General features: G+C 35.4%; 17 protein-coding genes. 5 read left to right on the top strand and 12 right to left on the bottom strand.

Going from position 1 to position 21,220, the window contains the following annotated elements:
* Window positions 1-26: 26 nt before the first annotated feature.
* Entirely contained in the window at window positions 27-1,550 is a 1,524-nt protein-coding gene (gene gltX, locus CS842_RS05970) for a glutamate--tRNA ligase (RefSeq protein WP_241518483.1), read from the top strand.
* Between the two features lie 4 nt (window positions 1,551-1,554).
* On the opposite strand, the gene CS842_RS05965 is transcribed toward gltX, so the two are convergent.
* The 5 genes from CS842_RS05965 to CS842_RS05945 form a co-directional block, all read right to left on the bottom strand.
* Window positions 1,555-2,850, bottom strand: a complete 1,296-nt coding sequence (locus CS842_RS05965) for an aminopeptidase P family protein (protein ID WP_103328054.1) — start codon at window positions 2,848-2,850, stop codon at window positions 1,555-1,557.
* Window positions 2,851-3,395: 545 nt separating this feature from the next.
* Window positions 3,396-4,841, bottom strand: a complete 1,446-nt coding sequence (gene pyk / locus CS842_RS05960) for a pyruvate kinase (RefSeq protein WP_103327920.1) — start codon at window positions 4,839-4,841, stop codon at window positions 3,396-3,398.
* Entirely contained in the window at window positions 4,816-5,325 is a 510-nt protein-coding gene (locus CS842_RS05955) for an IPExxxVDY family protein (protein ID WP_103327919.1), read from the bottom strand. The genes pyk and CS842_RS05955 overlap by 26 nt, the downstream gene beginning before the upstream one ends.
* A 50-nt stretch (window positions 5,326-5,375) precedes the next feature.
* A complete protein-coding gene (fabF, locus tag CS842_RS05950; RefSeq protein ID WP_103327918.1) occupies window positions 5,376-6,632 on the bottom strand; it encodes a beta-ketoacyl-ACP synthase II in 1,257 nt (418 codons plus the stop codon).
* 41 nt (window positions 6,633-6,673) lie between these two features.
* Window positions 6,674-6,937, bottom strand: coding sequence for an acyl carrier protein (locus CS842_RS05945; protein ID WP_103327917.1), 264 nt, complete (start codon window positions 6,935-6,937; stop codon window positions 6,674-6,676).
* A gap of 3,225 nt (window positions 6,938-10,162) precedes the next feature.
* Here CS842_RS05945 and CS842_RS05930 point away from each other — a divergent pair.
* Window positions 10,163-10,483, top strand: a complete 321-nt coding sequence (locus tag CS842_RS05930) for a DUF4136 domain-containing protein (RefSeq protein WP_103327914.1) — start codon at window positions 10,163-10,165, stop codon at window positions 10,481-10,483.
* A 164-nt stretch (window positions 10,484-10,647) separates the two neighbouring features.
* On the opposite strand, the gene pgi is transcribed toward CS842_RS05930, so the two are convergent.
* From pgi to CS842_RS07640, 7 genes are all read right to left on the bottom strand, one after another.
* Window positions 10,648-12,321: a glucose-6-phosphate isomerase gene (gene pgi / locus CS842_RS05925; RefSeq protein ID WP_103327913.1), complete on the bottom strand. Its 1,674-nt coding sequence runs from the start codon at window positions 12,319-12,321 to the stop codon at window positions 10,648-10,650.
* Window positions 12,322-12,354: 33 nt separating this feature from the next.
* A complete protein-coding gene (locus tag CS842_RS05920) occupies window positions 12,355-14,181 on the bottom strand; it encodes a 2-oxoacid:acceptor oxidoreductase subunit alpha (RefSeq protein WP_103327912.1) in 1,827 nt (608 codons plus the stop codon).
* Window positions 14,182-14,186: 5 nt separating this feature from the next.
* Entirely contained in the window at window positions 14,187-14,441 is a 255-nt protein-coding gene (locus CS842_RS05915) for a NifU family protein (RefSeq protein WP_410468497.1), read from the bottom strand.
* A 10-nt stretch (window positions 14,442-14,451) separates the two neighbouring features.
* The gene (locus CS842_RS05910; protein ID WP_103327911.1) at window positions 14,452-15,567 is read right to left on the bottom strand and encodes an Mrp/NBP35 family ATP-binding protein; all 1,116 of its coding nucleotides are present in this window, start codon (window positions 15,565-15,567) and stop codon (window positions 14,452-14,454) included.
* Between the two features lie 1,485 nt (window positions 15,568-17,052).
* Complete coding sequence (locus CS842_RS05905) at window positions 17,053-18,273, bottom strand: ammonium transporter (protein WP_103327910.1); 1,221 nt, start codon at window positions 18,271-18,273, stop codon at window positions 17,053-17,055.
* A 19-nt stretch (window positions 18,274-18,292) separates the two neighbouring features.
* A complete protein-coding gene (locus CS842_RS05900; RefSeq protein ID WP_103327909.1) occupies window positions 18,293-18,628 on the bottom strand; it encodes a P-II family nitrogen regulator in 336 nt (111 codons plus the stop codon).
* Between the two features lie 290 nt (window positions 18,629-18,918).
* A complete protein-coding gene (locus CS842_RS07640) occupies window positions 18,919-19,098 on the bottom strand; it encodes an MGMT family protein (RefSeq protein WP_346962754.1) in 180 nt (59 codons plus the stop codon).
* A gap of 581 nt (window positions 19,099-19,679) precedes the next feature.
* Here CS842_RS07640 and CS842_RS05890 point away from each other — a divergent pair.
* The 3 genes from CS842_RS05890 (at window position 19,680) to CS842_RS08060 (ending at window position 21,220) form a co-directional block, all read left to right on the top strand.
* Window positions 19,680-20,312, top strand: a complete 633-nt coding sequence (locus CS842_RS05890) for a 4'-phosphopantetheinyl transferase family protein (protein WP_103327908.1) — start codon at window positions 19,680-19,682, stop codon at window positions 20,310-20,312.
* A 28-nt stretch (window positions 20,313-20,340) separates the two neighbouring features.
* Window positions 20,341-20,937, top strand: coding sequence for a nicotinamide riboside transporter PnuC (gene pnuC, locus CS842_RS05885; protein ID WP_241518482.1), 597 nt, complete (start codon window positions 20,341-20,343; stop codon window positions 20,935-20,937).
* Between the two features lie 142 nt (window positions 20,938-21,079).
* The gene (locus CS842_RS08060; RefSeq protein WP_410468514.1) at window positions 21,080-21,220 is read left to right on the top strand and encodes a JAB domain-containing protein; all 141 of its coding nucleotides are present in this window, start codon (window positions 21,080-21,082) and stop codon (window positions 21,218-21,220) included.

Below are 21,220 nucleotides of genomic sequence, written 5' to 3'. Positions count from 1 at the left end.
CGCTTGAGAAAAAATATATGAGTTCTATGAAAAAGACAAGAGTTCGTTTTGCACCAAGTCCTACAGGACCTCTACATTTAGGCGGACTGCGAACAGCTCTTTATAATTATTTATTGGCACAAAAATACAAAGGTGACTTTATTCTGCGCATTGAAGATACTGATCAGAAACGATTTGTGCCTGGCGCTGAAGAGTATATATTAAAATCGCTTAATTGGTGTGGTTTAACACCTGATGAAAGTCCTTATCATGGAGGTAAGTATGGACCTTACCGACAATCTGAACGCAGATCTATATATAAGCCTTATTTTCGTCACCTTGTTAAGGAAGGTCATGCCTACTATGCTTTTGACACGGCAGAGATGCTGGATAAAAAAAGAAAAGTTTTTGAAAGTCAGGGAAATACTTTCAGCTACAATGCCCAGACACGTTTGCAAATGGATAATTCACTCTCACTAACGGCACAAGAAGTAACAAGTCGTTTAGAAAAGGGCGATCAGTACGTGATTCGCTTTAAAACACCAGCTGATAATCAAATCTTAGAGATGTACGACGAGATCCGTGGAGAAATTAAAATAAATACCGCTACTCTTGATGACAAAGTGCTTGTGAAATCTGATGGAATGCCAACTTATCACTTGGCCAATATAGTGGATGATCATCTAATGGAGATTACGCATGTCATACGAGGTGAAGAATGGCTGCCTTCACTACCCTTGCATTGGCTCTTATATGAAGCTATGGGATGGAAAATGCCTTATTTCGCTCATTTACCGCTTATCTTAAAACCTGAAGGCGGAGGAAAACTTAGTAAAAGAGACGGAGATCGACTGGGATTTCCCATTTTCCCTCTACAGTGGAAAGATCCTCAAAGCGGTGTTCTTAACCGCGGCTACCGCGAAGTAGGTTATTTTCCCGAAGCTTTTATAAATATGCTCGCACTTCTGGGATGGAATCCGGGCGGAGAACAGGAAATTTTCTCTTTAAAGGAATTGATTGACTTATTCTCTCTCGATCGGGTCGGAAAATCCGGTGCACGCTTTAGCAAAGAAAAAGCTCAATGGTTTAATCAGCAGTATCTTCAGAAAAAACCCTTGACAGAGCTGATAAGGCTATTTCAACAGGAATTAAAAAAATATAAAGTAAACAACTCAACGCAAAGATACAACCGAAAAGTAGTGGAATCTGTCAGAGATCGGGCATCCTTTGTTCATGACCTATGGGAAAAGGCATATTATTTTTTTATGCCTCCTCTGCAATATGATCCCAAAGCCTTTAAGAAAGCATGGCATAAAGAAAGTTTTTATATCCTGAAAAATCTAACTGCAGATTTGTCGAAGTGGGAAGATTTTAACGCTTGTATTCTTAAAAAACACCTGAGAGACTTCGCAGCTACCCAAGATCTTAGCTTTGGTAAGCTAATACAATCGCTTCGATTAGCTTTAGTTGGCGATTTGCAGGGTAATGATATATTTTTTATCATGGAAATGCTTGGACAAAAAGAAACAATTAAAAGAATAGAACAACTCATCCAAAGGGCACCACAATGATCTTTCATACCTTATTCATCAAATCTTCGATTTCATCGATTTGTACAGGAATATTCTTCATCAAATTTTTAGGAGGACCACCTTCCTGAATGACATAGTTATCTTCAATACGAATTCCTAGAGATTCCTCCGGTATATAAATACCGGGCTCTACCGTAAAAACCATACCCGCCTGAAAGGGTTCTGAAAGAATACCATAATCATGTGTATCAAGTCCTAAGTGATGAGAGGTACCATGCATAAAATATTTTTTATAAGCCGGAGATCGAGGTTCTTCGTTTTGCACATCTGACTTATCAAGAAGACCTAAATCAAGCAATTCAGCGCTCATGATACGTCCAACTTCTTTATGATAATCGTTCCAGTTATTCCCAGTTATGAGCATCTCCGCCGCCTTATCTTTTACCTTTAAAACTGCCTTGTAAATTTTTCGCTGGCGTTCGCTATAGCTTCCGTTCACCGGTAAGGTACGTGTAAGATCAGCGCTATAATTTGCGTAACAAGCCCCTACATCCATAAGCAAGAGCTCTCCCTGTTGACATTGCATGTTATTTTCGATATAGTGGAGTATACAAGCATTAGCGCCACTGGCAATAATCGGCCCATAGGCAAAACCATTGGCACGATGACGCAGAAACTCATGAATCCATTCCGCTTCGATTTCATATTCCCATACTCCTGGCTTTACAAATCCTAGCACTCTGCGAAAGCCTCTTTCTGTAATATTACAAGCCATCTGCAATTGCTCTATTTCTTCAGGTTCCTTAATAGATCGCAAGTTTTGTAAAATGGGATTACTTCGCTTATAGGTGTGTAAAGGATAGTGTTTTTTAACTTTTTTAATAAAGCGCTCTTCTCGGGTTTCGACTCCACGTGCAGCTCGATAATGTTCATTGAGATTGAGATAGACATTTTCCGCCTGACTCATCAGGTCATAGAAATTGGAATCAAATTGATTCAGCCAACAAATAGTTTTTATACCAGATATTTTTTGAGCTTGCTCTTTAGTAAGCTTAGGCCCTTCCCATATTCTGATATGATCGTTGGTTTCTTTAAGAAAAAGAATTTCGCGATTTACCTCTTCAAGAGCCTGTGGAAAAAGGAGCAGAATGCTCTCTTGCTGATCTATTCCAGAAAGGTAAAAGATATCGCGATGCTGCGCAAAAGGCAAGGTACTATCGGCACTTACGGAATAAATATCGTTAGAATTAAAAATCGCTAGCGACTTTGGTGCAAGCTCTTTACAAAATTTCCTGCGGTTTTTAATAAAAAGCTCTTGAGAAGGAGAAATGTATTTCATCATCAAAATATAATAGAGTCAATGCTAAATTGAATGAGTTTTCTGAACTCATCTGAAATAAATCTATTGGCTTATATGAATAATAAATATCATTATCTAAGGTAGATATCTCATATCTAAAAGAATATAAGAGTGTTATTAAAAAACCATCTGAAAATTACAGCATGAGAAAGTAATGATATATTATTGATTTCTTTTCGAACATTGTATAAAGTTCTGTTTTATGATCATTGTTTAATACACAAATCGTTTATATCAACTACCTGCAGTTTTAAACGTAAATAACTTACAGACAGCTTGTCGTTAAATTATAAGATTATATCTTTTTTAATAAAGGCTTAAAGTTATTGAATCTTAATAGTTAATTTCTCACCAGAGTACATATTAGATATAATTTTTAAACTATTAGATATAGATAACTTTTGTTATTTCTTTTGGCATACTTTTTAAACTTTAGAGGATTTGTAAATATGATTTATTAATTATTGTATATAATATTCTTATTAGATAAGTACTAAAAAGGGTCCTCTTTTCGATATTTAAGATTATTTTACCTCAGACAGTCTTATAGTATTACTATCGCCTTTTTCCACCACAGGCATAGTAGAGAGATTTACTACATAATCACCTTTATTTAAGAATCCACCCTCTAGAGCTATTTTATTAATATCTTTTATAGTCTCATCCGTATTGACAAAGCGCTCGTAATGAAAAGCAATGACTCCCCAAAGAAGATTAAGTCTTCGAATAATATGCTTATTGTCAGTGTAGGCAAGAATATGCGTTGGAGGTCTGTGAGATGAGATTTGAAATGCGTTATATCCGGTATGTGTAAGAATAATGATCGCTTTGGCCTGGGCTTGTTCGGCAAGTTTGGTGGCGGTATAACACATACGATCGGTAATATATTTTTTCGCCATACTTTGCACCACAAGTTTGTAGTGAGGTACACTAATCCTTGGATCATCTTCTGTGTGCTGAATAATCTTGCTCATTTGCAAAACCACCTCTACTGGATATTTACCTACGGACGTCTCGGCGCTCAGCATGACTGCGTCAGCGCCGTCTAAGACGGAATTAGCAACATCGTTTACCTCAGCCCTTGTAGGAGTAATATTCTCAAGCATACTTTCCATCATCTGCGTAGCAATAATAACAGGAATGCGAGCTATCTTGGCTTTATCAACCAGTTTTTTCTGTAGTAATGGAACTTCTTCCATAGGGACCTCTACACCTAAATCCCCACGGGCTACCATTAGACCATCGGCATGCTTTACAATTTCATCTATATTAACGATAGCTTCAGGCTTTTCTATTTTGGCAATAACGGGAATGGGGCGCTCACTATGCGTTTTTATAAATTCCTTAATATCCAGTAAATCTTGTTTCTTTCTTACAAAAGAAAGGGCCATCCAGTCTACCCCGGCTTTTAAAGCAAATCGAGCGTCTTCTTTATCTTTTTCGGTAAGTGCCGGCAAAGATACCTGAGTGTTGGGCAGGTTAACACCCTTTTTGGATTTTAATATTCCTCCTTGAATTACAAGCGTTTGAACTTCATTTTTTCCATCCGTATGAGTACATTCAAGAACTAATTTCCCATCATCTAACAAAATTCTTTCCCGAACTTTGACATCCTTGGGGAAATTTTGATAGGTCATATATGCCCTGGTTTGATCCCCTAAAATAGGTTGATTAATAAAATCAAATCTCGATCCTTTTTCAAGAAGACTATTTTCCTTCATTTCTCCAACTCGGAGTTTTGGACCTTGCAAATCAGCAAGTATAGCAGTATTAAAACCGTATTCATCATTGATTTCATGTACTAATTTAATACGCTTGAGGGCTTCATCATGCTCGGCATGTGAAAAATTGATTCGTATTACGTTTACACCCAGAGAAATCATTTGCTTTAAAACCTCTTTCGAGTCAGAAGCAGGTCCTATAGTGGCGACGATTTTGGTCCTATTACGTGCAATAGAGTGAGAAAACATGGTCATAAAAGATTTTTTTTTCTGATTTTAGTAAATTGGTATCTAGAAAGATACTGTATTCAATCCATTGAGAAGCGTTGATTTGTAAAATAAGTTCCGAATCTTTCTCTGAAATACCCTTTCGCGCAAGAAAATAATCAAATAATTGACGATATGATTTTAGAAAACAGAATAAATGATTCTCTTTTATTGAAAGCTTACTAGCATCTGTCCCTTTTCCTTCTTGATGTTTTAATTCATTTTTTAATAATACCCACTCTGAAAAATTATCACGATCTCTCGAATAAAAAAAAGAGGAACAGAATAAGTTAGTTTCTTTAATGGAATTTGAAAGATACGACTCCTGGCGATCTCTGGAAAGCTTTAGACATAGAACATCATTAATACTGTAAGCAATTTTATGAATTTTTTGAGAAGAAACTAGTCCTATTAATGAGAATTCAGCGTCATCATAATTCTCTTCCAGGATTTTTATTCTTCCCATAGCAAACTATACTGATATCTTCCTTTAGTATTCATTATTCTTTCTTAATCTTATATTTTTTTAAACAACAGACATACGTTATGACCTCCGAATCCAAAAATATTGCACATACTTACTTTTACTATCCTTTTTTGCGCTGTATTCACCGTAAGATTGATCTTCGGATCGATTTCTTTGATTTTTTCATCTAATTCAAAATTATTGATCGTAGGGGGTATCTTATTATAAGTTAAAGGCAACAAAGAGGCGATGGCCTCTATAGCACCTGCTGCTCCTAGGAGATGCCCTGTCATCGACTTAGTAGAATTGATGTTAATTTTTGATGTATGCTCTCCAAAGAGCTTTTTAATGGCCTTAATTTCCGCAATATCTCCTAAAGAAGTGGAGGTACCATGAGTATTAATATGATCAATATCCGTAATTTTTAGCTGCGCATCTTTGAGTGCATTTTGCATGACACTTACTATTCCTAATCCTTTAGGATGAGGAGCCGTCATATGGTAAGCATCAGCTGAAAGACCAACACCGGCGAATTGTCCATAAATTTTTGCACCTCTAGTTTTAGCATGCTCATATTCTTCCAATACAAGACAGGCTGCGCCCTCACCTAGGACAAATCCGTCACGACCTTTATCAAAAGGTCTTGAAGCAGTTTTAAAATCTTCATTTCTGGTGGAAAGCGCATGCAAAGCGTTGAAACCTCCTATGCCACTTTTGGTAATTGCCGCCTCGGAACCTCCAGCTAGTATAACTTCAGCTTTACCCAACTGAATCAAATGATAAGCATCCACTAAAGCATTAGCTGCTGATGCACACGCAGATACAGTAGAATAATTAGGTCCTCTCAATTCGTGCTTTATCGAAATCAGCCCGGCGGTAGTATCTACAATCATCTTTGGAATGAAAAACGGATTAAATCGAGGTATTCCATCACCTAAAGCATGAAAAGATACTTCTTGCTCAAAAGTTAAAATACCTCCGATGCCTGAACCCCATATCACTCCTATGCGATCTTTATCTTCCTCTGAAAGATTTAAACCACTATCGCAAAGAGCTTCATCAGCACTTATAATGCCGAACTGAGCGCAAGGATCGAATTTTCTCTTTTCTTTCTTATCAAAGAAATCTTCTGGCTTATATGCCTTAAGCTCACAAGCAAATTTCGTCTTGAAGGCTTCCGTATCAAAATAAGTAATAAGAGACGATCCACTTACACCTTGAATAAGCGATTGCCAATAGGCATCCACCCCTACTCCAATAGGAGTAAGTGCACCCAGTCCTGTAACGACTACCTTTTTAAGTTGCATTTTCCAAAAAAAAATTAACTTATTTCTATTGAATACCCTTTTTAAGGTCTTTCTTTACTGGATTTTGCAGTTTCTTTTTTAATAAATTCTACAGCTTGTTCAACAGTTGCGATTTTTTCAGCTTGATCATCTGGAATGGTAATACCAAATTCCTTTTCAAATTGCATGATGAGTTCAACAGTGTCTAAAGAGTCGGCGCCCAAATCTTGAGTAAAGCTAGCTTGGGGAGTCACCTCGTTTTCCTCCACTCCTAGCTTGTCCATGATTACACTTTTGACTCTTTTTTGAATATCGTTATCAGACATGTTCTTCAAAATTATATTTGGCGCTAAAATAACAAACTTTAATTAACTACATCGCTTTCCCTTCAGGAATTTCAATTCTGAGATAGGTATTGAAAAGACTATGAGATGAAAAATATTTGATTCATTATCTATACAAAAATAGCACAAATTTAATGTTATGTACAAAAATATTGTCTTCTATATAGTGAAAATATACCATACAAAGAATTTAAGCATACCTGAAATACCATTAGCTAAATAAATAATATTATTTCCCGATCTTTAATCGATAATGTTTTTTCAAATAGATGTCGGACCACTCAATTTTAGAACATTAGTTGAATGAAGATCATTTCTCAGTAGGCTGATAAACATCATTACAAACAATATATTAAGATGAGGCGGTTAACTGATGTAGATCAGATAAAGTCTTAAGCTTTTTCTGATTTTTGTTTTTTCCCATTGCACTTTTTCATAGTGATGGTGATCCTCATGATTCTTTCCTGCTCCCCACCAAATAAGTGTCTTTAAAAAAGTATCATTGTTATTTTCATAATAATCCAGAATAAAAATTCTATATATTGACAATAAAATTTTAGTGACCTCTATTGAATTTTTATTGCTTCTTTCCGAAGAAAGAGCATGTTATTCAAAAGGTATTTTACCACTATCATAATATGTAATAAAGCCATACCATTGATCAGTTTTTTTGTCCTGTAATAAAAAAGAGTAGTTATGTTCCTTAAAGTCAAACGGTTCTTTCTGGCTAATAAGATCATCAGATATTGTTTCTTCATGTTTAGGTACTTCTTTAGAAATTTCCTAATTTCCCCATAATTCTTTAATGGTTCGTGGCGTCTTAAAAAACCGCACCTTTCCTTCTTTTACATTAAAACTAGTATGATTTGCGTTTTCTCACTCGATTCTTAATACTTTATATGTGTCTTTTTAACTATCTCATCTTTTTCATTGATGATATAGGTGCTTTCCGCGATAATTTCAGGTGCTGAATTTCCATCATAATATTTAATGGTAAAAGCATATAACAGCTATTATCTTTTTCATTAGGGATTACCTGAAAGAGCCTATCTAGAAGTTGATTATATATTGATTTTAATATACCCTCTTGCGGTAAGAACGCCGAAATGTACTTTAATTAACAATTATTTAAAATAAAATTTTTAAAAAACGTTTTGTGAAATATCTATTTCGTAATCATTTAAAAACAATTGTGGCACAATAAAACCTCTTATTGGCTTATTTTTCTTGTTACCGAGAGTTGTGTCACTTTCAGAATTATATCTTTTATAACAAACACAGCATCTATATCCTATGCATATAAAACCTAGGGTTACAAAAAATTTCAACAAGCAGAAGATTTTTTAATTAAAGTAGTAAGTTTATCTGGAGGGAAGTTTTGTCCAAAATCTTTCTTCTTAAAGAACTCTAAGGAAACTCATGTTAAAAATGAGAAGAAATAAAAAAGACGTTGAAAGATCTTATCTTTTAGTTATATTTAACTTGTCTACCTTCTAAAGATGTTCATCAGAGCTATGATTGGTCATAACAATGCTGAATTCCAGTAAACAAAATAATCTCACTTTCAGAACCTTGATTCTATATATTGAGTTCATTTTTAAGATTTTCAATATCGCTTTCTATTTTTTCATTAATCAAATCAAGTATGGATGACTTTGTTTCATCTTCGAGCTTAATTTTAATGAGCTTTTCGTTAATATACTTTAACTTCAAGATTAATTACATCCTCTGCAAGTTTACAAAACTTAGCTTCATTTTAGCTTAAAAAAACTGTATTTTACACTATTCTAGGAGTTTCTCTTCTCAAATATCTTCGTGAAAAATTAAAAAGTATGATTTTTTATAATTTTTCACGAAGTCTATGGAAAATTTGAACTTTACACTAAAAAAGAATAAAAATTAAGTTGTTTTTTCGGTACCTTTTACAGGACGTTGTGCGATCTATGCAGTGGACAAAAATTTTTGAAATAGCCTTTTAATATCAAAGAATGAAGTGGTTTTCATCCTAATCACAGGCTTACCCTTTATTTAAGTATTCGCCTTTTGAGCAAAAGAGAGTGTTCTTGATATTATAAAACCCTCGCGCTATTATTTAATACATCCCCTCTATTAAATTCCGATCAACTCGAAAATATCCATCGGATAAACTCATATGGCATGCACTTCTATCCCATAGAGGGCAAATACAAACGCCATGTAAAAATAGACATAGCAATCTCTATATTATACCTAATTATAATTTAATTACAATGAACACAAAAGGATTTATAAAAATCTCTAACATAAACAAGGTTAATATAAAGAAAATTTAATTGACTCAAACCGTTTTTATTAGTAGTAATGTCTCGTTAACTGTGTAAGTAAAAAAGTTATTCTGAAAATTTTTGAGCTTTTAATGACTATAAATTTTCAGAATAACTTTTTATTAATTTTAAAAATTACATAGTTATGAATTACTAAGAATTATTAAACAACAAGGATTTTTACAAATCATTTAAAGAATGCGGAAAATGTAACATCATTTTTTAAAGACTTGCACAGAGCGGTAGAAAATAGGCTAAAAGCAGAGCTAGATGCATAATTTTCCTATTCGATAGATTAATAAATTTCAGATAAGAACTTTTTTAAAACTCTATTTTTTTTAAAAGAAATTCTTTACCGAGGTTGATAGGAAATAACACAACCCTTTTAGCATATATGCCTTTATTTTATTTAAAAGGTTTTTTAATATAAAAAACAATGCGCCCTTTGAATATTGCATAGAAAAAAAAGAGATGTGTTGTGCGAGCTCCTGAAAGGAAAAAACACTTGGAAGTAGAGCAGGAAGTTCCTCTTAAAGTTTATCACATTGATTAAGCAGGAAGATAAAAAAGTGATTCTATTTTAAAAACCTTGCTATGTTAATAGATTTAAGGCCTTACCAAGCCTTCATCTCTCGTATAATCTAATACAGTTGATCTATAAAATTGAAATTTTATAGAGTCCCATATTTTCTTATTAAATTTATTTCTAAGGAACTATAAAAGCATATCTAAGATTTCAGATTCAATAAAAAGATCATTAAAACAAAAAATATCACATTATCTTACCTGAATTGAATTTTATGCGGAAAAAATATATAAATTATACAAGCTTTCCTCAAAGAGGAAAATAAAAATCTTACTATACATTTTCAGAAATTCTACAATGCTATTGCTTTTATTTTAAATGTCTGTAGTACAATTATATACAGTTTATAACTACGATAAATCGGTCTATTTTTATCACTACAAAAGCTTTTCATTTCATGAAAAAGGACTTGAAAAATTAGAAATGAACGATCTTGATAAAAGGAGCATCATAGAGACTGTTACCAAAAATTTAGAGGAAAAAGGTTTAAAAAAAATAGAAGCTCAGACTGAGCTTTATATAAATATCTTATCATTCACAAATGAAAAAGCAAATATTTACAACAACAACTGGACTTACTGGTACGGCTGGTACGGCCCATGGTGGGCAGGCCGGTTGGGATACACACAAAATCCGTAAGTATAATAAAGGTTATATACTTATAGATTTAGTGGATACCAAAAGTGGTACTCGTATGGAAAAGAAAAGGAAGCGGAATCAACCTGGATGAATTAGAAGAGAAAGATGGGCGTATACAAGCCATAGTAAAAGCCATATTGACTCATTATCCACCCTATAAAAAGCTAATTAATTTCTAACGAATTGCCTTGGGCCATTTTCGCGTACTCATTGAGCAAGCCTTTGGTAGAGCTATCAAAATCTTTTGAGAGGGCACCGCTGTTTAAACAAGGAAAAATTTCCTGAGCCAATTCCTTACCTAGTTCAACCCCCCATTGGTCAAAGCTATAGAGATTCCATAAAACTCCCTGCACAAAAATTTTATGCTCATACATGGCAATCAGACTCCCCAACGTTTTGGGGGTAAGCTTTTTAAAAATAATAGAATTACTCGGACGACTACCATTAAAAACTTTAAAAGAGCTCAGAAAAGCTATTTCACCTGGATTTTTTCCGTGTGACCTTAGTTCAGTCTTCACCTGCGTAAGATCTTTGCCAAAAGCAAGCGCACGGGTTTGCGCAAAAAAATGTGACAGGAGTTTTTGATGATGATCTCCTAAAGAATAAAGCGGTTGGGCCGCCGCTATAAAGTCACAAGGAATCAATTTGGTGCCCTGATGCAAAAGCTGATAAAAAGCATGTTGGCCATTGGTTCCGGGCTCTCCCCAGATAACAGGTCCACTTTGATATTCTATTTTAAAGCCCTCTCGGTTGATCGACTTACCGTTGCTTTCCATATCCGCTTGCTGAATATAAGCAGTGAAGCGATGCAGATATTGATCATAAGGGAGTATCGCATGGGTTTGGGCATCAAAAAAATTATTATACCAAATTCCCAAAAGAGCTAAGACCACCGGAAGGTTTTTTCCAAGAGGCGCTTGGCGAAAATGACAATCGAGGGCATGTGCACCTTCGAGTAATTCTTTAAAATTATCGTAACCTACTGCAAGGCAAATACTTAATCCAATAGCACCCCAAAGGGAATAGCGGCCTCCTACCCAATCCCAAAAACGGAACATATTTTGTGGATCAATGCCAAAAGAAGATACCTCATCAATATTCGTGGATAAGGCTATAAAATGCTTAGCAATATGCTTTTCCATAGAAGCATATTTAAGAAACCATCGACGAGCTGTCAAAGCATTAGTCATCGTCTCTTGAGTGGTAAAGGTCTTTGAAGCGATGACAAAAAGGGTAGTTTCTGGAGAAATTTCTCTGAGTGTCTCCGCTATTTGTGTTCCATCTATGTTTGAGACAAAGTGCATCTTAAGAAGCGTTTTATAATATTTTAGCGCCTCTGCTACCATATATGGCCCAAGATCTGATCCCCCAATGCCGATATGCACTACGTCAGTAATAGGTTTATCCGTATAACCTTTCCACTCCCTATTAAGAACACTGTCAGAGAATATTCTCATTTGATCGAGTACTGCTCTAACTTGAGGCATTACATCATTCCCATTTACATAGACAGGTTGATTCGAATAATTGCGTAAAGCTGTATGTAGAACACTGCGCCCTTCAGTTTTATTAATTATATCTCCGGAAAACATCTTTTCTATAGCTTCAGACAGGTGTGTTTCTCTGGCAAGCTCAAGCAGAAGATCGATGGTTTTAGAAGTGATCAAATTTTTAGAATAATCCAGAAAAATATCCTCAAAACGCAAACTAAATCTATCAAATCGTTCAGGATCCTTTGTGAAAAGCTCCCTTAAAGAAGATTTTCGAATCTCTCTGAAGTGAATTTGTAATTTTTGCCACGCAAGTGTCTGGGTGGGGTCAATTTTTTTCAAAGACATAAATAGACTGATTTGATGTGCAAAAATAAAAATTCAGACGAGAAGTTCTCGGGCTTTATCACAAATCTCACTTGTGGTAAAGGGCATGCCTTGTATCTTAGGAAGAGAAATGACATCTACTAAGAATTGATCACGAATCAAACGAACAAGCTGCCCATTATTAAGTTCAGGCACAAGTACTTTTTCAAAATCTCCTAAGAGAACTTCCAAACCCTTTGCCAATGGATAAAGATATTCTATATGGACATGCGCTACGGCATACCCTTCGCTCAAAAGGACCTTCATGGCTGCGCGAATAGTTCCGTAAGTAGATCCCCAGCTCAAGATCAGAAGTTTTCCAGGTCTCCCTCCTGAATCGAGGGTCTGCAAGGGAAGTTCTTTTTGAATATAATCTATTTTTGCCTGACGTAAATGCACCATCCTTTCATGATTCTTAGCATCATAAGATACCTCCCCGGTCTCATCTTTCTTCTCAAGTGAACCTATTCGATGCTCATAACCTGCCTTGCCCGGAAATACCCACTTCCGGGCACCTTTTTGATCTCGTCGATAAGGAAGATAAGACTCGGTATCATTTTCCTTCGGATAGGGTGGATAGATGGCTTCAAGTTGATTACTTTTCGGAAAACGCCAGGGCTCCGAACCATTGGCTAAATAGCCATCGCTAAGCAAAATCACAGGTGTCATATGCTCTATAGCCATCTTTGCCGCACGAAATCCCATTTCAAAAGCATGTGAAGGAGAGCGGGGCGCCAGCACAGGAATGGGAGCCTCACCATTACGACCATAAAGAGCTTGAAGAAGATCAGATTGTTCGGTTTTAGTCGGTAAACCCGTGGAAGGTCCTCCGCGCTGTACATTAATAATCACCAAAGGCAATTCAAGCATAAAAGCTAGCCCCAAACCTTCCTGCTTTAAGGCCATACCTGGCCCGGAGGTTCCGGTTATGCCCAAATCGCCTGCATAAGATGCGCCAATAGCTGAAGTAATGGCGGCAATTTCATCTTCAGCCTGAAAGCTCTTAACACCTAAATTTTTGTAAGAGGAAAAATAATGGAGTAAATCCGAAGCGGGGGTAATGGGATAACCTGAGTAGAATAATTTTAAATGAGCTCGCATTGCCGCAGAAGTTAAGCCAATTACCAGTGCCTGATTTCCCGTAATATTTCTGTAAATCCCTGAGGGCATATCAGCAGGCTTTACTACAAAACGCTCAGTAAAAATCTCGCTGGTCTCTCCAAAATTATAGCCTGCCCTTAAAACCTTCAAATTAGCCGATAGAAGCTCTGGTTTTCTTTGAAATTTTTGCTTGAGGAAATCTTCGGTATATCCCAAAGGACGACTGTAAAGACAATAGATAAAACCCAATGCAAACATATTTTTAGACATATCCTGATCTTTCTTACTCAGGTTTGTGTCTTTGAGAATTTCACGTGCCTGACCCAGTATATTGATCTCATGCACACTGTAGTCTGATAATTCTTTTAAAGGATTAGCCTCTTTAGGATAAGACGCCAGCTGAATATTTTTCAGGGAAAACCCCATGGTGTTGGCAATGATGATTCCGCCTTTTTTTAAAAAAGGAATATGCTTTTTGAGCGCCGCTGCATTCATTACAACTAATACATCACACAGATCACCTGGAGAAGATATTTCTACACTTCCAAAATGAATTTGAAAGCCCGAAATACCTGCAACAGTACCCTGTGGGGCACGTATTTCCGCAGGAAAATCTGGCAAGGTGCTTATATCATTTCCAAGAGCAGCTGAGGTTTGAGTAAATTGACTACCAAGAAACTGAATGCCATCTCCGGAATTACCTGCAAACAATATGGTGACTTGTTCGAGTATCTTTTTCAAAGTGATTAAGGTGTCGCAGAAAAATCATCGTTTATAGAGATGACTTTTTCAATTTGAGGAACATATTTTTTGACCGTCATCTCTACGCCACTTTTTAAAGTCATTTGATTAACGGCACAATCCACACAACTTCCCAGAAGTCTTACACGAACAGTTTTTCCATCAGTATCTACCAGTTCAATATCGCCCATATCCGCTTTCAAAAAAGGCCGGATTTCATCAAGAGCTTTCAAAATATTATCTCGTAATTCTTTTTGCATGATAAAAAATTTATTTAGCCTTACAACCAGCCATGGTAGTAATACGAAGGGCTTCGGTTGGAGGTATGGATGTATTTCTATACACGAGTTGCTCCACAGTCTTTTTTGTAATTTCCATAAATCGCTCAGCTGCAAAGGTGTTTTTTTGCAAAGCGGCCGGTCTACCAACATCGGAAGCCTCTCGAATACTTTGTATAATCGGAATTTCACCCAGAAAGGGTATTGTAAGTTCAGATGCAAATTCCTGAGCTCCTTTATTTCCGAAGATAGGATACTGAAGTTCGGGTTGTCCTTCAAGAGAGAAATAAGCCATATTTTCAATCATACCCAAAACAGGCACGTTAATTGCCTCCATGTGAAACATAGCGACGGATTTACGAACATCCGACAGGGCAATTTTTTGTGGAGTACTCACGATAACGACTGCGGTCAATGGGATTTCTTGCATTAAAGAAAGGTGAATATCTCCAGTACCCGGAGGAAGATCTACGATGAGAAAGTCCAGTTCACCCCAATGTGCATCGCGTATGAGTTTCCGTAAAACCTTGGTAGCCATAGGTCCACGCCAGATTACCGCCTGAGAAGATCCAGCAAAAAAACCCATAGAAAGCACCGAAAGTCCGTAAGCATCCACAGGTATTATCTTTTCTTTCCCATTTATATTTGTCGAGAGAGGTCGCGCGCTTTCGACATCTAACATAAGTGGTATAGATGGACCGTAGATATCAGCATCCAGAAGACCTGTTTTAAATCCCATCATAGCTAAAGAAACAGCAATATTAGCAGACACAGTGGATTTTCCAACACCTCCTTTACCCGAAGCGATGGCAATAATGTTCTTAACTCCTGAGATCTCCATCCCGCGTATTAAAGGTAAAGTATGGAGCTTTACCTGTGAGTGAAACTTCACCTGTGCTTTAGAATCAAACCGCTCATGTATGATATGTAAAATATCCTGCTCGATCTTTTTTCTTAGATGCATAGCCGGACTTTTAAGATTTAACTTTATAGAGATGACATTTCCTTCAAACGACAGATCTTCAAGCGTGCAGTCTTTAACGATATTGTCCTTACTTCCTGGAAGCTTGAGTGCGCGCAAGATCTTTATAAGTTGATCTTTATACATATCTGGTCTAGGTAACCACGCAAATGTACAAAGTAATTTATTTGCTATTCATATTTCAATTTTATTAAAAAAGCGACTTGAAGTCACTTCTTTCTTTTTTAAAGAAGGTGATGTGATCTGTTTTAAACTTTAATACCCTTACTTTTTAGCTCGTAGTTTTTTGAAGAAAACCAAACTTAGGAGTTTCTTGTTTACCAGTGGAGGATTCTACTACGCCGGCTTTCATAAATGAGCGCATTACTCTTAACTTTTTTTTCCCATCGGAATTCAATTACAAGGAATTACTTTGAATATCGTCTTTTGCGAGTTTATCTATTGATGGCACTTTATAATTCTCTCCCTGTTTGCTTATAGCAATTCTCTATATATCGCTTTTTAGCCTTTTCATTATTTGCAATGATCGTATAAGTGTTTTCTTCTATTGATATATCAAAATTTTCTAATCCCTTAAACCTTTTAAGATACTGAAACATGATTTCCTAAAGATTTATTATCAAATCACCTTTCAATTCTTCTGATTGATCTAGAACTTTTGATTCTATAAATCCTAATTTAGATTTGTACTCATCTCTTTTTCGTTTAAATCTTAGCAAAGATTGCTCTTGATTCTCTTTTGTCCTTATATTATAAATAAATCTTTAGAGGGCGAAGAAATTTTCTTAATATCTATATTCTTAAATTCCTGTTTATATTGCTTAAGGATGGCCTTTAGAACTTTTGTCATATACAAAGTCTATTCCAGCGTCTTTACGTACTTTTATATCTGGACGTTCTTTCCATACCTTTCTTCCTTTTCTTGTAAGTCCATTTTTTTAATTTTTCCATTTCGATAATAAAAAAAATTATATTTTTATAAAAAATATAAAACGTAAACTAATGTTAATAAAGTATTATTGATTAATTTTACTCTCCGGTCAATTTTATAATATTGAATTTTCAAGAAGACAGATATGTATGGTCATTTAAAAAATGAAACTTCTAAAGAAGTTATATACTTTATCTCTAAATTGTAAATTTTTATTTACCATCAAAAGATTATATTATATCTTTTTTGTATATGATTTAGCTTTATGGTTTTTCTGAGCTATAGCATCCCAATTGCAAGGGGGTTATTTTGAGCACTATCCTTGTTTTTTTATAGAAAGATTTAATAGTATTAATCTCGTTATCATGAGTTTATAAAAATATTTCAAACTACATATCAAAGATATCTGTTTTTTTCGTTATAAATTATCTTAATAAAAACCTTCATATAAGTTGCCTAAAAAATTATGGCAAGATGGTGTTTATTTTTAGCTTCTCTTAAAAAAGTATATGAATTTTTTACATAATTTTTTTGCATTTCCGGAGCAAAAAAATCCCAAAGATTCTATCAGATGATCTTTCTTTAAAAACGCTCCGGATCACATATACCTTCTAGAAAGAATTCTTTTTCCATCAAGATATACTTAACTGTCATGATATCTATAATATATAAAATTTTTATCAATGTTGATTTGCGCGAAAGTCCGGATAAGCCCGCATACTGTGTTCATTAATATCGAGGCCCTCGTGCTCTTCTTTTTCGCTTACGCGTAGACCGATGAACTTTCTCAAAGCAATGAATATAACGCAAGCGCCCAGTGCACAAAAAATACCCACTGAAAAAATACCTACAATTTGAGTAAATAGTTGTTTTAAACCAGCTTTTTCTCCAAAAATACCTACGGCAAGCGTACCCCATAAGCCGCACACCATATGAACAGGAACCGCCCCTACCGGATCATCTATTTTAAGTCTGTCAATCCCAACTATGGCCAAAACTACCAATATACCGGAAATCAAGCCAACAACAAGAGCATCTGTAACACCCATAATATCTGCCCCGGCAGTAATACCTACAAGTCCCGCCAAAATTCCGTTGATAACCATGGTAATATCATAGGTTCTGAAGAGCAAATAAGAGCTAAAAAAAGCACCCACCACACCTGAAGTTGCTGACAAAGTTGTGATTACCAACACCTTGGATACTTTTCCTGGATCAGCTGAAAGGACAGAACCTCCATTAAAGCCAAACCAGCCAAACCATAATAAAAGTACGCCCATAGTTGCTAAAGGAATACTATGCCCTTCAATAGTAGATACTTTTCCATTGTATTTACCGATACGTGGTCCGAGAAAAAGGATACCGATAAGCGCAGCCCATCCTCCTACTGAATGTATTATGGTAGAGCCGGCAAAATCATGAAAGCCGATTCCTGAGAGCCACCCTTTCCCCCAATGCCAATAACCTACTACCGGGTAAATAAGGGTTACATACAGAAAGGAGAACCAAAGAAATGCGCTGAGTTTGATGCGCTCAGCTACCGCCCCAGAGACGATGGAAGCGGCAGTTGCAGCAAACATAGCCTGGAAAAGGAAATCGGTCCAAAAAGTGTAGTATGGGTTGTATTGAGGGGTACCGGCGTTTAATGGAATACGAAGGCCAAACCCGCCAAAATGGAAGATTCCACCTTGCGGACCTGAATACATCATGCCAAAGCCCATAAAAGTATAAGCAAGCAAACCGATGATAATAACAGCCATGTTTTTGAAAAGAATGTTAATCGTATTTTTTGACCGCGTCAAACCGATTTCAAGCATAGCAAAACCCAGATGCATGATGAATACCAAGACAATGCATACCATCATCCATAAGTTGCTAATGGTAAATGAGAGCATTTCCATGTTTTAATATGATTTAATTTCAATTAAGCGCATCTGGTCCTTTTTGAGCAGTTCTGATACGATAAGCCTCTTTGATATCGGATACGAAAATTTTTCCATCGCCTATTTCTCCTGTGCCTGCAGCTTTCATGATAATTTCAATGGCTCTTTTTTCAAAAGAACTGCTTACCACTATTGATAAATAACGTCTTTGGATATCACGAGAGCTGGCCACCCCTCGATAAAGATGGCTTTCCTTCTCATTTCCCACACCGGTAACGTCCCAGTAAGTGAAGAAGTCAATACCGACCGCATATAAAGCATCTTTTACTTCATTAAATTTCGACCTTCTTATAATGGCCTCTACTTTCTTCATCACAAAAAATTAAAATATGATCCCTGCAAATCACATACCTTCGAATAATAAAAGGGATAAAGAATGCAATATTAATAAAAAATAATGTATTACATAGAAGCTTTCCAATTACCGCTTGATTGAAAAAATAGATTTATTTGCAAGGCTTTAATGGCTTATTCGTGAAAAGGATCCCAAAATAAATCATCAAAATAAACAACATAATCATCTTTTATTTTGATCCCCTCACTTTCAAGAAGTGAAGCCACAAGCTCTGGAGGATTAAAATAATACTTGCCACTTAGCATACTTCAATAATTGACGACACGATGTTCGGGAATGTCCCATTGTGTTTGATGACTTGCATTTAACGACCATCCCACGGTACGTGCAGCACCACTACTCCCAAGATAACGAACAATAGCACTATAAGTAGTAACCCTTCCATAAGAAACGTGCTTTACTAAATTGTAAACTTTAAGAAAAAATATTATTATATATATAAAATTAAAACATTATGCAAAAACAATTTCTAAACTTAGATGATATTAAAAAATATCTTACGCGTTACTGTAACTTTCAAGAAAGATGTTACAGTGAAGTGGATAAAAAACTAATCAGATATGAACTGACGGAATCTCAAAGAAAAGAAGTCACGGATTAGCTGATTAAAAACAATTTGCTCAATGAAAAACGTTTTACAGAACATTTTTATCCAAGGAAAATTGCGCTACAGACAATGGGATCGAAAAACTCGTTCAGGAACTGCGCTTAAAAGGCGTAGAAGAAGAACTTATACAAAATGTAATACGGGATGTAGATAATATGGATTTTGAAAACGCGCTATCTCATCTGCTAAACATGAAAATCTACCTAGTTAATGAAAAGAATCCTGCGAAAAAAACGTCAGAAAATTTATCACTTTCTTTTAAGAAAAGGTCATAAAAAAAGAACTTATATGTAATACTTTAGAAAAGTATATACCTATCGAGAATTAAATTTTTACTTTGCTGTATTACATAAATTAAGGATCTTTACCGATACTAGTAAAATTAGTGACATATCTGGATAAATGCCCTTAATAGAAACTATTAAAAAAAATCATTCTCTGAAAATTGCCGTATGGCAGGCCGATGAAGACCCTAGGGAAATTTTTCTTAAATATCCGCTAAGCGTTGAAAACAAAATAATATATGAGAGCCGTTCTCCTAAACGTCAACAAGAGTTTTTAGCTGTTTATTGCGCTTTTCATGCCCTTGGTGGATATCCCTATATCTTTTATGATAGCAAAGGAAAACCCTTTTCAGCTAAAGTTCCTTATCTCTCTATAAGTCACTCTTGTATAAGGGGTGCAGTGGCGCTAAGTGAAAAAGTTATAGGTATAGATATAGAAAAAGAAGCTGCAGGAAAAATCCTATACATAAGCAAAAAATTTTTACATCCTTCAGAAACTACCTTTATTAAAAAGAATAGGCAAACAGATTATCTGCATATCATTTGGGGCATCAAAGAGAGTCTTTATAAAATTAACGGAGGAAGCTTACTAAATATTTCAGAGAACTACCGAGTAATGCCCTTTTCATTAGAAGATAATTCTATCCAATGTCGTATCATAAATGGTTCGGAATCTATTGAATATCAAGCTTACTATACAAAAATTAATGATTTCTGGCTGGTATATGTTACAGAGACAGAGAATGAGTAGCTTCGTTGATTTTTTTATAGAACCTTATATGGAATCCAGCACAATAAATATTGCTTTGGAAGTCATCGCTGTGTTTTTAGGTATTCTAAGTGTAGTCTTAGCGCAACGGGCTCATATCGGGGTTTACCCTACCGGAATTATAAGCACCAGCATTTATGTATATCTCACCTTTATAACAGCTCTTTATGGAGAGTTTATCATCAACATCTATCATACAGCCATGAGCTTTTATGGATGGCATAAATGGAAGACTAAAAATATTTCAGATAAAGGTCTAGCTATAAATTTTTCAAGTCGAAAAGATTATTTTCAGACCGCCCTTCATTGGAGTATCACTTTTTTATTTACAATAGGTATTTATTACATCTTCGGAAAAATTCACTACACCTATGCCTGGGCAGATATTTTTGCGACTGCAATATTTTTCGCCGGAATGTATCAGATGGCATCAAAAAAAGTCGAAAATTGGCTATTCTGGATTGTAGGCAATATTATCTCAATACCTTTATACTTCATTAAAGGATTACCTTTCACTAGTATACAGTTCATCATATTTACTTGCTTAGCCATTCGAGGTTATTGCGTGTGGAAAAAAATTGCTAAAACTACAACCTTAAATGTTTAATTTCGCTTAATTTGTTTTATATCTCTTCTATGAAAACAGAGTCATCAGACAAAAACAATCGTCTCCCCTCGATAAAAAACTGGGCTGAAGATGACATGAAGAATTTTGGGTATTCTACCTAAATAGCTATAAAAATTGATACATAAAGAACAATTTAGTAAAAGCGAATCATTCCTTAACAAAGGAAATGAAAAAGTTAGCAAATCTTTCGCAAATTCAATTATTCGATCATATCATCATACAAAAAAGTTTTTATAGTTTCTTAGAAAATAGCGTCTTATAG

It is taken from the genome of Bacteroidetes bacterium endosymbiont of Geopemphigus sp., from assembly GCF_002904345.1.
Classification (GTDB): domain Bacteria; phylum Bacteroidota; class Bacteroidia; order Flavobacteriales; family Blattabacteriaceae; genus GSPS2-BC2016.
This window is presented reverse-complemented; position numbering and strand designations above follow the sequence as displayed.